The sequence below is a fragment of the Streptomyces sp. NPDC000345 genome, assembly GCF_042898825.1.
Taxonomy (GTDB): Bacteria; Actinomycetota; Actinomycetes; order Streptomycetales; family Streptomycetaceae; genus Streptomyces.
The window spans coordinates 273,624-287,371 of record NZ_JBIAZE010000004.1; the positions used below are offsets into that span (position 1 = coordinate 273,624).

Here is a 13,748-nt window from a genome sequence, read left to right on the forward strand (position 1 = left end):
TGGCCCCCATGACCAGCACCGCCCGAGGGGCTCGCGCCCGCGCCCGGATCGAAGTCACCGCCGCCATCAAGGAAGAGGCGCGCAGACAGCTGGCCGCCGAGGGCGCGGCCAAGCTCTCCCTGCGGGCCGTCGCGCGCGAGCTGGGCATGGTCTCCTCCGCCCTCTACCGCTATTTCCCGAGCCGTGACGACCTGCTCACCGCCCTCATCATCGATGCCTACGACTCCCTCGGCGAGCGTGCGGAGGCGGCGCACGCCGCCGTCGCCGAGGCCGAGCCGGTCCGGCGCTGGGTGGCGGTGTGCGAGGCGGTACGCGGCTGGGCGCGGGCGCATCCGCACGAGTACGCGCTGATCTACGGCACACCCGTCCCCGGATACAGCGCTCCCCGGACCACCGTGCCGGCCGCCTCCCGGGTGGGCCTGCTCCTCGTCGGCATCGTGCGGGACGCGCACCGCCGGCAGGGACTGGAGGTGCCGCTCCTCACGGACGAACTGGTCCCCGAGGCCGTCCGCATGGCGGGCGATCTCGCCCCCGACCTCCCGCCGGGAGCGGTCGTGGCCCTGGTCGCGGCCTGGGCGCAGCTGTACGGCCTGGTCGGCTTCGAGCTGTTCGGACAGTTCAACCGGGTGGTGGAGGAACGCGAGCCGTTCTTCCGGCACGCGGTGACCCGGCTCGCCCACGGGGTGGGGCTGCGGTAGCGCCCGGTCCGGGGTCCGCCAGCGGGTCTGTCCGGTCCGCTGCTCCGCGTGCGGCCGGTTCGCCGTTCCGTCGGTCCGCCGGTCCGTCGGTCCGCCGGTCCGTCGGTCCGTCGGTCCGTCGTCCGCAGGGGTTCGGCCGCGCGGGCAGTACTTCGCCGGGAGTACGGACGATCACCTCGCCCGGCGGACGTCCGGCGCGGCCGGTGGCGTCTAGCGTGGCAGCCATGGACGTGGAGCGGGTGCGCGAGGGCGGTGGCCCGTGGCGGGGGTGGGGGCACGGGCCGCCGTGGCCCCGCCGCCGGCCGGGCGGGGAACCGGACGGCGGCCGGTGGCCCTGGCGGTCCACACTGCTGCTGACCGTCCTCGTCCTCGCCGGTTCCGGTTTCGCCGCCCGCGGACAGCAGGGCGAGCGGGCCGGCCTCGACGCCTTCGCCCCCGTTCTGCTGCTCGTCTCCTGCGTGATCCTGCTCTGGCGGCGGCGGCATCCGGTGCCCGTCGTGTTCGGTACGGCGGTCACGGTCGCGCTGTACCTCGGTGCCGGCTATCCGTACGGCCCGGTCTTCCTGACGGTGGCCGTGGCCTGCTTCGCCGCCGTCGTCGCGGGGCACCGCCTGGCCGCCTGGACGGCGCTCGGCCTGCTGTGCGCCGTCCATCTGCTGGTCGCGCACTGGCTGTACCGGTGGCTGCCGCCCTCCGGGGACCAGCTGGCGTCCTTCGGGCAGGAGATCGTGGTCACCGGCTGGGTCGTCGCCATCGTCGCGGTCGCGGAACTCGCCCGTGCCAGGCGCGAGCAGTGGGCCCGGGAGCGGGCCGAGCGGGCGCAGGCCGCCCGGCGGCGCGCCGACGAGGAACGGCTGAGGATCGCCCGCGAACTGCACGACGTCCTCGCGCACAGCCTCTCCGTCATCAACGTGCAGGCGGGTGTCGGCCTGGCCCTCCTCGACACCGACCCGGAGCAGGCGCGTACCGCCCTCACCACCATCAAGTCCGCCAGCAAGGAGGCGCTCGGTGACGTGCGCCAGGTGCTCGGCACGCTCCGCGCGCCGGGGGCCGCGCCCCGCGCCCCGGCGCCCGGCCTCGACCGGCTCCCCGAGCTGGTGGAACAGGCCGCACGCGCCGGGCTGACGGTCCGGGTGGCGGGGGAACCACCGCGACTGCCTCCCGGCACGGACCTCGCCGCCTTCCGTATCGTCCAGGAGGCCCTCACCAACGTCGTCCGCCACTCGGGCTCGCGCCGCGCACACGTGCGGCTCGACCGGGCGGGCGGGACGCTACGGCTCCGTATCGACGACGACGGACCGGCGACCGGCGCCGACGCCGGAGGCAGCGGGAACGGCCTCGCCGGGATGCGGGAGCGGGCCGCGGCGCTGGGCGGCACGATCGAGGCGGGGCCGCGCCCCGACGGCGGCTTCAGTGTGCTCGCCGTGCTCCCGGTGCGGGCGAAGGCGACCGGCGAGGCGGGGGAGGACCGGTGATCCGCGTGCTGCTGGCCGACGACCAGTCGCTGGTCCGCGCGGGGTTCCGGGCCCTGCTCGACGCGCAGACGGACATCGAGGTGGCCGGGGAGGCCGCCGACGGCGAGGAGGCGGTGCGCAGGGTCCGCGCACTGCGCCCGGACGTCGTCCTGATGGACATCCGCATGCCCCTCCTCGACGGGCTCGCGGCCACGCGCCGTATCACCGCGGACGAGGCGCTCGCGCAGGTGAGGGTGGTCATGCTCACCACCTTCGAACTCGACGAGTACGTCTTCGAAGCGATCCGCTCCGGCGCCTCCGGCTTTCTGGTCAAGGACACCGAGCCGGACGAACTCCTGCGTGCGGTGAGGGCGGTGGTGGCCGGGGACGCGCTGCTCTCGCCGGGTGTGACGCGCCGCCTCATCGCCGAGTTCGCGGCCCGCTCCAAGGAGCCGGCCCCGATGGACGAGTTGAGCCGGCTCACGGAACGCGAGCGGGAGGTGATGGCACTGGTCGGCATCGGCCTGTCCAACGAGGAGATCGCCCGCCGCCTGGTCGTCAGCCCCCTCACCGCCAAGACCCACGTCAGCCGCGCCATGGTCAAACTGGGCGCCCGCGACCGAGCCCAACTGGTCGTCCTGGCCTACGAGTCGGGCTTGGTACGACCGGGCTGGCTGGGCTGAGCCGAGCGGGTGAAACGCACGAGCACGCTCACCACGCGGACCGCGAACAGCGCCGGCGCCACCGTCAGACCCGCCCGGAGCAGCAACCACTCCAGTCCGTCCGGGAGTTGAAAGAGCAGCGCAGGTCCGGCCGCCGTGCCGAACACGACCGCCGCCGTGAACGCCGCGCTGACCAGCGCGTAGCCGATCTCGACGGTGATCGCGTCCCGCTCGTGCTGTGTGCGTCGTCCCCCGGAACCGCCCATCCGGCGATGGTCGCAGCTGTGCGCCCGGCGAGGCAACCGGCCCCGCCGGGCGCGCAGTCCGGGTTCCCCCTAGTCGTGGACCGGTACGCGTTCGGCCGTTGCCTCCTCCGGGGCGGACCGGGCGACCACGACCGAGGTCCGGTCGCGTCGGGGGCGCAGGCCGGGCAGGGTGATCAGGAGGCCCGCGGCGGCGATCGCCGTCACGACCGCGAGACCGGGGCGGTAGCTGTCCAGGACGGCCTGGGGGGTGGGGTCGGCCGGTGCGCCCGCGGTGACCACCGCCGTGACGACGGCCAGGAAGATCGCGCCGCCCACCTGTACCGAGGTGTTGAGCAGGCCGGACACCATGCCCTGCTCGTGGTCGGCCACGCCGTTGGTGGCCTGGATGTTGAGCGAGGGGAACACCAGCGCGCAGGCCGCGCCGATCAGCAGCATCGACGGCAGGATCACGGCCGCGTACACCGGGTCGAGGTCGACGCGCAGGAACAGGGCGTACCCGGCGACCATGAGGGCGAAGCCGGCCGCGATCAGCCGGGGCGTGCCGAACCGGTCCACGACGGAGCCGACCTTGGTGGAGGAGACCGCCACCAGCGCGCCCGCCGGCAGGAAGGCGAGGGCCGTGTGCAGGGCCGACCAGCCGAGCAGCGACTGCATGTAGAGCGTGGCCAGGAACTGGAAGCCCACGTACGACCCGAAGAAGGCCATCGCCCCGAGCTGGGCGCGGATCTGGCTGCCGGAGCGCAGCACCCCGAGCCGGATCAGCGGACCTGCCGAGCGCCGCTCGACCAGGACGAAGACGGTCAGCAGGACGGCCACGGCCAGGAAGGACAGCAGGGTGCGGGCGGAGGCCCAGCCCGCCTGCGGCGCCTGGACGACCGTGAACACCAGCAACAGCATAGACACGGTACCGAGGACGGCGCCGGGGACGTCGTAGCCGTTGTGCTCGCGTTCGCGCTCGCTGCGCGGCAGCAGCTTCAGGCCCGCGACCAGGGCGATGAGGGCGATCGGCGCGGGCAGCAGCATGGTCAGACGCCAACTGGCCTCCGTGAGCAGGCCGGAGAGGACCAGGCCCATGGAGAAGCCGGTGGCGGCGCAGGTGGTGTAGATCGCCAGGGCGCGGTTGCGCAGCGGGCCCTCCGGGAACGTCGTCGTGATGATCGACAGCCCGGCCGGGGCGGTGAAGGCCGCGCTGAGACCCTTGACGAAACGGCTGGCGATCAGCAGCGGACCCGAGTCGACGAGTCCGCCGAGCAGCGAGGCGAGCGCGAAGACACCGAGGGCGACCAGGAAGACCTGGCGGCGGCCGAGCAGGTCGGCGGTGCGTCCGCCGAGGAGCAGCAGTCCGCCGTAGCCGAGGATGTAGCCGCTGACGATCCACTGCAGCGTCGATGTGGACAGCTCCAGGTCGGAGCCGATGGACGGCAGGGCCACGCCGACCATCGACACGTCCAGCGCGTCCAGGAACATCGCGGCGCACAGCACCAGCAGGGTGCCCCACAACCGGGAGGTCCAGCGCCCCTCGGGCACGCCGGACACGGGTGAGATGAGCGGAGAGGTCATGGCGACGACACTACATGCGTATGCATCGAATGCAAATGCATTTAATTCCGATGCAACAAAGCCCGCTCTCTGCTACGGTGCGGGCCATGGCGGCGAAGAAGGGCGAGGCCGGAAGAACCGAGCAGGCGCTGGCCGAGCGCTGGCGGGGCATACTCGCCCTGCATGCCCGCACCCAGTGCGAACTCGACCGCGCGCTGCACCGGCACGGACTGTGCGGCAGCGATTTCGAAGTGCTCGACGTGCTCGCCGGGCCCGCGTCGGCGGACGGCTCGTGCAGCTACCGCGTCCAGGAGATCGCCGAGCGGGTCCACCTCAGCCAGAGCGCGCTCTCCCGGCTGATCGCCCGGCTGGAGAAGGACGGCCTCGTGGAGCGCGGCATGTGCGCCGAGGACCGCCGGGGCGTCCGGGTCGCGCTCACGGGCAAGGGGCGCGCGCTGCACGGCGACGTCCTGCCGCTGCAGCGCGCGGTCCTGACCCGGATGCTGGCCGAGCCGGACGTCGGCCTCACGTGATGGCGGACTTCTCCCGCCACAGCTCCGCGAGTTCCGCGTCCCCGGTGACGGCGGGGAACGGCAGCCGGTTCCACAACGCCAGATAGAGCGGCGCCGCCGGTCCCGCGATCTCGCAGTCGGCCTTCCCGTCGGCGGTCCGCTCCGTCACGGGCGGCTCGGGGGACAGCCGTACGGTCCACACGGCGTCCTCCGTCAGATCCGTCGCCCGCACCCGCAGGACCCGGGGCTCCTCGGTGCGCACCCGGCTCCTGGGCCGGGCGTGGAAGCCGCTGAGCAACTCGTCGATGCCGTCGGCGGCGAAGGCCGCGGGCAGGCTCTCGGCGCTCTCCCGCGGTGTGCGGCCCAGTGCCGACTCCGCGTCCACCCGGTGCACGGCCGTCTCGTGCGCCTGGCGCCTGGCCCAGAACGCCAGCGGCGACGGAGCGGGCAGGAAGTGCCAGCACTCGGTGTCCGGCGGTGCGGCGGTGAGGGTGTCGACCAGCCCGCGGTGACCCTCGCGGAACCACTCCAGCAGCTCGGCGCCGTCGAGGTCCGGCAGGCCGGCGCCGGGGTGGGGCTCGGTGCGGCCCTCGGCCACGAACGACGTCGCCCAGCGGTGCACCATGCCCGTGTGCCGCAGCAGGTCCCTGACCTGCCAGTCCGGGCAGGTCGGCACCTTGGCCCCGGGGCCCGCCCCGGCTGCCGCGTCGGCGAGCGACCGGCCTTCCCGGTCGAGGATGTGAACGAACTCGGCAGTGTTCATGCGGGTGAGTCTGCCGGATGGAGTGCGGTCCAACGGCGGCGTTCTATGGCTCGGCGCTCGCTCGCCGCCCAACGCTCGGCTGCCTGCCGCTCGTTCACGCCGCCCGTCGCGCACCGAAGCCGATCAGTGCGGCCAGCCCCGCCAGGACGGCCACGCTGGTCAGGGCGGTGGGCAGGGAGAACCACTCGGCCATGAAGCCGATGGCGGGCGGCCCGAGGAGCATGCCGCCGTAGCCGAGGGTGGAGGCGACGGCGACCCCGCCGGGGCCCGCCAGGGCGCCCGCGCGTTCGACCGCCACCGGGAAGAGGTTGGCCAGGCCGAGTCCTGTGACCAGGTAGCCCAGCAGCGCCGCCCACAGCGCAGGCGCCAGCGAGCCGAGCAGCATCCCGGCCGCCGCGACGGCACCGCCGGCCACCACCGTCCGGGTGCGGCCGAGCCGTTCGAGGAGGGTGGTGCCGGTCAGCCGGCCGACGGTCATGGCGAGCGCGAACCCCGCGTAGCCGAGCGCGGCGGCTCCGGCCGAGGTGCCCAGGTCCTGTCGCAGGTGCAGCGCGCCCCAGTCGGCGAGGGCGCCTTCGCCGTAGGCCGTGCACAGGGCGATGAGACCGAAGACGAGGACGAGACGGCGGGAGCGCGGATCGGGCCGGCGCGAGCGGGGGCCGGGACGGGGGATGACCGTTTCCGGGGACGGCATCGGAGGTTCCGCCGGGGCGGGCGGCGCCTGTCGCAGCAGCGCCGGTCCCGCGACAGCGGTGACGAGCAGGCCGACGATCCCGAGGCCGAGCAGATGGCGGGTGGGGGACAGGGATCCGGCGACGAGCGCGCCGAGCCCGGCGCCGATCATGCCGCCCAGGCTGAACGCGGCGTGGAAGGTGGGCATGATCGGCCTGCGCAGTGCCGCGACCAGATCGACGGCGGCGCTGTTGAAGGCCACGTTGATCCCGCCGTACGCGCTGCCGAACACGAAGAGCACGGCGCCGAGGGTGAGGGCGGAGTGCGTGAGCGGGGGCAGGGTGACGCCGAGGGAGAGCAGGACGGCGCAGACCACCGTGATCCGGTGGCTGCCGTGGCGGCGGCAGAGGCGTCCGGTGAGGATCATGGTGACGACCGCTCCCGCGGAGACACCGAGGAGGGCCAGACCGAGGGTGCCGGCCGAGGCGCCGGTCTGCTCCTTGATGGCGGGGATGCGCACGACCCAGCCGGCGAACACGAAGCCGTCCAGGGCGAAGAAGGCGGTGATGGCGATCCGGAGGCGGGTGAGGGACGTGCCCGGCACGGCGCTGCGCGTCCGGGCTTTGTTTATTTGCGGCACAAATTCAGGCTAGGGGGGTGGCGGAGGGAGGACAAGGACGCCCGTCGCCCGCGACCCGCCGAGGAGAGCCGGAGCAGGGCGCGGCGGGGGCGGCGGCGTGAGCCGGCGAGTCCGGGCCGTACCGCTTCCCGCCGGCCGCCGCGGGCGGCGCACCCGGCCGGCACTCCGCCGTCGAGGGGGAAGCCCCCGCCGGTCACCCGTGCCGACTCCTCCGGCGCCGGCGTCGGTGAGAGCTGCGGCTCCGGTCCACGCCCCCTGCCCGCCCGGTGTTTGTAAAGTGGCCTCACCAGTCCAGGAGACTCCAGAACCTGCGAGGTACACCCGAACCATGCCGACCGAAACGTTTGAGTTCCAGGTAGAGGCCCGTCAGCTCCTCCAGTTGATGATCCACTCGGTCTACTCGAACAAGGACGTCTTCCTGCGCGAGCTCGTCTCCAACGCCTCCGACGCGCTGGACAAGCTGCGCCTCGCCAAGCTGCGGGACGACACGCTCGACGCCGACGTCTCCGACCTGCACATCGAGATCGACCCCGACCCCGAGGCCCGTACGCTCACCGTGCGGGACAACGGGATCGGGATGTCGTACGACGAGGTCGGACAGCTGATCGGCACGATCGCCAACTCGGGTACGGCGCAGTTCGCCCAGGAACTGCGCGAGGCCCAGGACGCGGGCAGCGCCGAGGGGCTCATCGGGCAGTTCGGCGTCGGCTTCTACTCCGGCTTCATGGTGGCGGACGAGATGACCCTGCTGACCCGGCGCGCCGGGGAGAGCCAGGGCACCCGCTGGTCCTCGCGCGGTGAGGGCACGTACACGCTGGAGAGGGTCGACGACGCGCCGCAGGGCACCTCGGTGACCCTGCACCTGAAGCCGGCGGACGACGAGGACAAGCTGCACGACTACACCTCCGACTGGACGATCAGGGAGATCGTCAAGCGGTACTCGGACTTCATCACCTGGCCGATCAGGACGGTTGCCAAGAAGGGCGAAGAGGACGGCGCCGCCGAGCCCGAGACGCTCAACTCGATGAAGGCCCTGTGGGCACGCTCGCGCGAGGAGGTGTCCGACGACGAGTACCACGAGCTGTACAAGCACATCAGCCACGACTGGCGGGAGCCGCTGGAGACCGTCCGGCTCCAGGCGGAGGGCACCTTCGAGTACCAGGCCCTGCTGTTCCTGCCCTCGCACGCCCCGCACGACCTCTACACCCAGGGCTACCGGCGCGGTGTGCAGCTGTACGTGAAGCGCGTCTTCATCATGGACGACTGCGAGGCGCTCCTGCCGCCGTACCTGCGCTTCGTCAAGGGCGTGGTCGACGCGGCGGACCTCTCCCTGAACGTCTCCCGCGAGATCCTCCAGCAGGACCGCCACATCCGGATGATGCAGCGCCGGCTGACCAAGAAGGTCCTGTCCACGGTCAAGGACATGAGGGAGGCCGCTCCGGAGCGGTACGCCACGTTCTGGCGGGAGTTCGGCTCCGTCCTGAAGGAGGGGCTGCTCACCGACGCCGACAACCGCGACACCCTCCTCGCCGCCGCGTCCTTCGCGACCACCCACGCCGACGACGAGCCGACCACGCTCAAGGCCTACGTGGAGCGGATGAAGGACGGCCAGGAGGACATCTACTACCTCACCGGTGAGTCCCGCGAGAGCATCGAGAACTCCCCGCACATGGAGGCGTTCCGCGCCAAGGGCATCGAGGTCCTGCTGCTCACCGACCCCGTCGACGAGGTGTGGGTCGACGTGGTGGGCGAGTTCGAGGGCAAGCGGCTGCGGTCCGTGGCCAAGGGCGAGGTCGACCTCGGCACCGAGGGTGACGAGAAGGCCGACGGCGAGAGGGAGAAGCAGAGCGAGGAGTACGCCGGTCTGCTCGCCTGGATGCGGGGGCAACTGGCCGACGACGTCAAGGAGGTGCGCCTGTCCTCGCGTCTCACCGTCTCCCCGGCCTGCATCGTCTCCGACACCGGCGACCTCACCCCCGCCCTGGAGAACATGTACCGCGCGATGGGGCAGGAGGTGCCCAAGGCGCAGCGGATCCTCGAACTCAACCCCGGCCACCAGCTCGTGAAGGGCCTGAACCAGGCCTACAAGGACCGTGAGGACCACACCGAGCTCACCGGGACCGCCGAGCTGCTGCACGGCCTCGCGGTGCTCGCCGAGGGCGGCCGGCCGAAGGACCCCGGGCGGTTCGTGAAGCTGGTGGCGGACCGCCTCGAGCGCGCGCTGTAGCGGTCGTCGCACGATTCCGGGCAGGGGGCGCCCCTGCCCGGAATCTTCACGTCCCGAGCACCGAAAGTTCTAGTTGGTTGACTCAATCAACTGGGCCTACCATGCTGCGCAGTCGTACAGGCTCGCATCCCCCCACGGAGGCCCGACCATGTCCCCAGCGCACCCAACACCCCCAGGAACGGGGGAGGTTGACGGGAAACGGGCCAACCTCGTCGTCGCGGTGCTGGTCTTCGGCGGGATCGTCGTCCCGCTCATGCAGACGCTGGTGCTCCCGATCGTCCCGGAACTGCCCGAACTGCTGGACGCGTCGGCCTCCGACGCGGCCTGGGCGGTCACCGCCACCCTGCTCGCCGCCGCCGTCGCCACCCCGGTCATGGGACGGCTCGGCGACATGTACGGCAAGCGGCGCATGTTGCTGGCCGGCCTGGTGACGCTGGTCGCGGGATCCGTCACCGCCGCCCTCAGCGACACGCTCGCCCCGATGATCGTCGGCCGGGTCCTGCAGGGTCTCGCCTCCGGTGTCGTCCCGCTCGGCATCGGCATCATGCGCGACGAACTGCCCACCCGACGGCTCGGTTCGGCGACCGCGCTGATGAGTGCCTCCCTCGGCGCCGGCGGCGCACTCGGTCTGCCCGCCGCCGCGCTCGTCGTGCACCACTTCGACTGGCGTGCGCTGTTCTGGACGTCCGCCGCGCTGGGCGTCCTCGCCACCGTGCTCGTCCGCCTGACCGTGCCGGAGTCGACTGTGCGCGGGGGCGGCCGCTTCGACGTCGTGGGCGCCCTCGGCCTGGCGGCCGGGCTGGTCTGTCTGCTGCTGGGCATCTCCAAGGGTGCCGACTGGGGCTGGAGGAGCACCACCACGCTGGGTCTGTTCGCCGCCGCGGCCGTGGTCCTCCTCCTGTGGGGCCTGTTCGAACTGCGCGTCGGGGAACCCCTGGTGGACCTGCGGACCAGCGCGCACCGCCAGGTGCTGGTGACGAACCTCGCCTCGACGGCGTTGGGGTTCTCCCTGTTCGCGATGCCCCTGGTCCTTCCCCAGCTCCTGCAGTTGCCTGAGGCGACGGGCTATGGCCTCGGCAGGTCGCTGCCGGCCGCCGGACTGGTCCTGGCCCCCACGGGCCTGGTCATGATGGCCACGGCGCCGGTGTCCGCGCTGGTGTCCAGGGCGCGGGGCCCGAAGCTGACCCTGACGCTCGGCGCGGTGACCATCGCCGCCGGGTACGGGCTCGGCATCGTGCTGATGGACGCCGTGTGGGAGCTGGTGCTGGTCTCGTGCGTCATCGGCGCGGGCATCGGCTTCGCCTACGGGGCCCTGCCCGCGCTCCTCATGGGCGCGGTGGACTCTTCGGAGACGGCCGCCGCGAACGGCCTCAACACCCTGATGCGGACCCTCGGCACATCGACCGCGAGTGCCGTCGCCGGGGTGATCCTGGCACGGATGACCACCCCCTTCGGCGCTGTCGCCCTGCCGTCCGAGAACGGGTTCAAGGTGGTCATGGCAGTCGGCTCCGGGGCGGCCGTCCTGGCGCTGCCGGCCGCGGCGTTCATCCCGCGGCAGAAGACGGCCGAGGGCGCCGGCCTGGCGGAGCGTACGGCGGAGGCCGCGACGGAGGCCGCGCTGTCGGCGGGAGCGGACGAGCGGGCCGCGGTCGGAGGAGGCGAGCGTGCTGCGGCCGAGCGGGCTGCGGTCGGAGCGGGTATGAGGACGGTGGCGGCGGGTCCGGGCGAATCGGCGGTGGCAGCCGGGCCGGACGAGCGGGCGGTGGTCGGTGCGGATCAGCGGGGGGCCGGACGGGAGGCCCGGGTCGTGGGCGCCGGACGGCGCGAGCGGGCGTCCGGGGCCGGGGTGGACGGGCGGGGTGTCTCCGGACCGGAGGAGCGGGGCCTGGGTGGAGCGGACGAGCGGGCCGGGACCCGGGCGGATGGGCGAGGTGTGGGGGCCGGAGCGGAGGAGCGGGGCGGGACGGGAGCGTATGAGCAGGGCGTGACCGGATCAGAGGAGCAGGGTGTGGCTGGAGCGGACGAGCGGGCCGGGACCTGGTTGGACGGGCGAGGTGCGGGGGCGGGAGCGGAGGCGCAGGGCGTGACCGGGTGGGGTCTGGCCGGGCTGGGCGCGCGGGGTGTGAGGGCCGGAGCGGACCGTATGGCCGATGGGGCGGGAGCTGACCGTCTGGCAGTGGGGGCCGGAGCGGACCCTCTGGCCGTGGGGGCCGGAGTGGACGAGCGAGCCGTCGGTTTCGCCGTCGCCGTTCCGTTGGCTCGCGCGGTGGCCGAACTGGTCGCGGCGGTGCCGGGGCTCGCCGACGGTGAGCCGGGCGGCGGCGGGCGTCCGGTGCGCGGGCGGGTGCGGGGTGCTCAGAGTGCGCCGGTGGGCGGGGCCGCGGTGACGCTGATCTCCCTGGGCGGGCGGCAGTTGGGCCGCGCGGTCACCGGTGCCGACGGCTCCTACGCCGTCGAGGCACCCGGCGAGGGTACGTACGTGCTGATCACCGCCGCCGACGGCCATCAGCCGCAGGCGACGACCGTCGTGGTGGGGGCGGCGCCGGTGACGCACGACGTGCTGCTCGTCGGTGGCGGCGGGCTCGCCGGAGTGGTGCGCCCCGCCGGTGGCGGAGCGCCGGTCGCCGCGGCGGTGGTCGTCGTCACGGACGTGCGCGGGGACGTCCTGGCCAGTGTGCGGACCTGCGCCAGGGGCGAGTTCGCGGTGACGGACCTGGCGCCGGGACCGGTGACCGTCGCGGTCGGCTCGCCCGGGCACCGGCCGGTGGCGCTGCCCGTGGAGATCGGCGCCACCGGCGTCACCCGGATCGCGGTCGAGCTGCGGCCCGCTGCCCACATCCGGGGCAGGGTGCGCGGCGCGGGCGCTCCGCTGGGCGACGCGCGGGTGACCCTGGTGGACACCGCCGGGAACGTCGTCGCCTCCACGACGACCGGGACCGACGGGGCGTACGCCTTCTGCGACCTGGACGGCGGCCAGTACACGGTCATCGCGACCGGCTACCCGCCCCGGGCGACCGGGATCAGCCTCGCCGGCGGCGACGTCGACGACCACGACATCGAACTCACTCACGCCGGCGGCTAGTTCACTCGCCGCCCATCGAGCGGACCGGCATCCGCCCCACTCGGGTGCCGGTCCTTCTTCCCGGAAGCCGACGCCGGCCCTCAGATCCACCCGGCCCCGCGCCGCCGGCGCAGCAGCAGCCCCGGATACACCCCGCCGACGACCGCCGTCACCACGCCCACCGGCAGCTGGACGGCGTCGTGGGCGCGCCGGGGGGCGAAGCCGGCCGCCACGACGAGAAACGCTCCGGCGCAGCCGTCCCGTCCGGGGCGGCACCGAGCACACCCGCGGCCCCACCTCCACCTTGCCGTCCGCCCAGGCCGCCCGCGCCGCCGAGATCCACGGCTTCCTGCGCGAGCCACGCCCCGCGGCCGCGTGACGCGTCGGTCTCGGGCCGGCCCGCGTTTCGGCCTCGCCCGGTGACCACCCGGCCTTCCCGGGGTCAGACGACGACGACCCGCAGTCCCGCCTCCTCGTACCGCCGGACCGTCCCCGCGTCGGCCGCCGCGTCCGTGACCAGGGTGTCCACCGCGTCGGCCGCGCAGATCCGGGCGAACGCCCGCCGCCCCAGCTTGCTGGAGTCGGCGGCCACCACGACCCGCTCGGCGCGCTCGCACAGCATCCGGTTGACCGCCGCCTCGGCCTCGTCGTGCGCGGCGGCGCCGTCCGTCACATCGAAGGCCACCACCCCGAGCACCGCCACATCGAGCGTGATCTGCCCCAGCACCCCGTCCGCCAGCGGCCCGACCAGCTCGTACGACTGCGCCCGTGCCACCCCGCCCGTCACCACGATCTTGAACTGGGGGCGCACGGCCAGCTCGGTGGCGATGTTCAGGGCATTGGTGACCACGGTCAGCGCCGGTGCGCCGGACGCCAGATCGCCGCGCACGGCCAGCGCCCGCGCCACCTCCGTCGTCGTCGTGCCCCCGGTCAGCCCGACCACCTCGCCCGGCGCGACCAGATCCGCGACCGCCTGCGCGATCCGCTGCTTCTCGGAGGCGCGCCGGGCCGTCTTGTAGCGCAACGGCAGCTCGTACGACACCCCGTGCACCACCGCGCCACCCCGCGTGCGCACCAGCATCTGCTGCTCGGCCAGCCGGTCGAAGTCACGCCGGATCGTCGCGGCCGACACCGCCAGCTCCGCCGCCGCCTCCTCCACGTCCAGCCGGCCGCGCTCGGCCAGCAGCTCCAGCAGCGCCTTCCAGCGGGCGTCGCGTGACATCGGCGGTCTCCGTTCGCATGCTTGAAGTTGTT

At 73.6% G+C, this 13,748-nt stretch carries 12 protein-coding genes; 6 read left to right on the forward strand and 6 right to left on the reverse strand.

The features are described from left to right. The first annotated feature begins 8 nt into the window (after positions 1-8). From ACFY30_RS11510 to ACFY30_RS11520, 3 genes are all read left to right on the forward strand, one after another. Complete coding sequence (locus tag ACFY30_RS11510; protein ID WP_390844975.1) at positions 9-698, forward strand: TetR/AcrR family transcriptional regulator; 690 nt, start codon at positions 9-11, stop codon at positions 696-698. Between the two features lie 224 nt (positions 699-922). Continuing rightward, complete coding sequence (locus tag ACFY30_RS11515) at positions 923-2,173, forward strand: sensor histidine kinase (RefSeq protein WP_390844976.1); 1,251 nt, start codon at positions 923-925, stop codon at positions 2,171-2,173. Beyond that, entirely contained in the window at positions 2,170-2,835 is a 666-nt protein-coding gene (locus tag ACFY30_RS11520) for a response regulator (RefSeq protein WP_390844977.1), read from the forward strand. Before ACFY30_RS11515 ends, ACFY30_RS11520 begins: the two co-directional genes overlap by 4 nt. On the opposite strand, the gene ACFY30_RS11525 is transcribed toward ACFY30_RS11520, so the two are convergent. After that, positions 2,796-3,080: a DUF6332 family protein gene (locus ACFY30_RS11525; protein ID WP_390844978.1), complete on the reverse strand. Its 285-nt coding sequence runs from the start codon at positions 3,078-3,080 to the stop codon at positions 2,796-2,798. The two genes, ACFY30_RS11520 and ACFY30_RS11525, sit on opposite strands and share 40 nt — an antisense overlap. A 69-nt stretch (positions 3,081-3,149) precedes the next feature. Then, entirely contained in the window at positions 3,150-4,640 is a 1,491-nt protein-coding gene (locus tag ACFY30_RS11530; RefSeq protein WP_390844979.1) for an MFS transporter, read from the reverse strand. Positions 4,641-4,726: 86 nt separating this feature from the next. Here ACFY30_RS11530 and ACFY30_RS11535 point away from each other — a divergent pair, with 86 nt between their 5' ends. Beyond that, the gene (locus ACFY30_RS11535) at positions 4,727-5,152 is read left to right on the forward strand and encodes a MarR family winged helix-turn-helix transcriptional regulator (RefSeq protein WP_390844981.1); all 426 of its coding nucleotides are present in this window, start codon (positions 4,727-4,729) and stop codon (positions 5,150-5,152) included. On the opposite strand, the gene ACFY30_RS11540 is transcribed toward ACFY30_RS11535, so the two are convergent. Together ACFY30_RS11540 and ACFY30_RS11545 are read right to left on the reverse strand one after the other, a co-directional pair. Beyond that, positions 5,145-5,894 (reverse strand): maleylpyruvate isomerase family mycothiol-dependent enzyme, encoded by a 750-nt coding sequence (locus tag ACFY30_RS11540; RefSeq protein ID WP_390844982.1) that lies wholly within the window; start codon positions 5,892-5,894, stop codon positions 5,145-5,147. The two genes, ACFY30_RS11535 and ACFY30_RS11540, sit on opposite strands and share 8 nt — an antisense overlap. A gap of 94 nt (positions 5,895-5,988) precedes the next feature. Then, positions 5,989-7,170 (reverse strand): MFS transporter, encoded by a 1,182-nt coding sequence (locus ACFY30_RS11545; protein ID WP_390844983.1) that lies wholly within the window; start codon positions 7,168-7,170, stop codon positions 5,989-5,991. Positions 7,171-7,534: 364 nt separating this feature from the next. On the opposite strand from ACFY30_RS11545, the gene htpG reads away from it, so the two are divergent. Further along, on the forward strand, positions 7,535-9,433 hold the full coding sequence (gene htpG / locus ACFY30_RS11550) for a molecular chaperone HtpG (RefSeq protein ID WP_390844984.1): 1,899 nt from the start codon (positions 7,535-7,537) through the stop codon (positions 9,431-9,433). A 148-nt stretch (positions 9,434-9,581) separates the two neighbouring features. Continuing rightward, on the forward strand, positions 9,582-12,515 hold the full coding sequence (locus ACFY30_RS11555; protein ID WP_390844985.1) for an MFS transporter: 2,934 nt from the start codon (positions 9,582-9,584) through the stop codon (positions 12,513-12,515). 80 nt (positions 12,516-12,595) lie between these two features. Here the strand turns inward: ACFY30_RS11555 and ACFY30_RS11560 are convergent, their stop codons facing one another. Together ACFY30_RS11560 and ACFY30_RS11565 are read right to left on the reverse strand one after the other, a co-directional pair. After that, positions 12,596-12,727, reverse strand: coding sequence for a hypothetical protein (locus ACFY30_RS11560; protein WP_390844986.1), 132 nt, complete (start codon positions 12,725-12,727; stop codon positions 12,596-12,598). A gap of 209 nt (positions 12,728-12,936) precedes the next feature. Next, a complete protein-coding gene (locus ACFY30_RS11565; RefSeq protein WP_390844987.1) occupies positions 12,937-13,716 on the reverse strand; it encodes a DeoR/GlpR family DNA-binding transcription regulator in 780 nt (259 codons plus the stop codon). Positions 13,717-13,748 lie beyond the last annotated feature (32 nt).

Excerpts from the sequence above, each read along its gene's own strand:
- ACFY30_RS11510 (WP_390844975.1), top strand. The coding sequence starts at position 9 with ATGACCAGCACCGCCCGAGGGGCTCGCGCCCGCGCCCGGATCGAAGTC.
- ACFY30_RS11515 (WP_390844976.1), top strand. The coding sequence starts at position 923 with ATGGACGTGGAGCGGGTGCGCGAGGGCGGTGGCCCGTGGCGGGGGTGG.
- ACFY30_RS11525 (WP_390844978.1), bottom strand. The coding sequence starts at position 3,080 with ATGGGCGGTTCCGGGGGACGACGCACACAGCACGAGCGGGACGCGATC.
- ACFY30_RS11530 (WP_390844979.1), bottom strand. The coding sequence starts at position 4,640 with ATGACCTCTCCGCTCATCTCACCCGTGTCCGGCGTGCCCGAGGGGCGC.
- ACFY30_RS11535 (WP_390844981.1), top strand. The coding sequence starts at position 4,727 with ATGGCGGCGAAGAAGGGCGAGGCCGGAAGAACCGAGCAGGCGCTGGCC.
- ACFY30_RS11540 (WP_390844982.1), bottom strand. The coding sequence starts at position 5,894 with ATGAACACTGCCGAGTTCGTTCACATCCTCGACCGGGAAGGCCGGTCG.
- htpG (WP_390844984.1), top strand. The coding sequence starts at position 7,535 with ATGCCGACCGAAACGTTTGAGTTCCAGGTAGAGGCCCGTCAGCTCCTC.
- ACFY30_RS11555 (WP_390844985.1), top strand. The coding sequence starts at position 9,582 with ATGTCCCCAGCGCACCCAACACCCCCAGGAACGGGGGAGGTTGACGGG.
- ACFY30_RS11565 (WP_390844987.1), bottom strand. The coding sequence starts at position 13,716 with ATGTCACGCGACGCCCGCTGGAAGGCGCTGCTGGAGCTGCTGGCCGAG.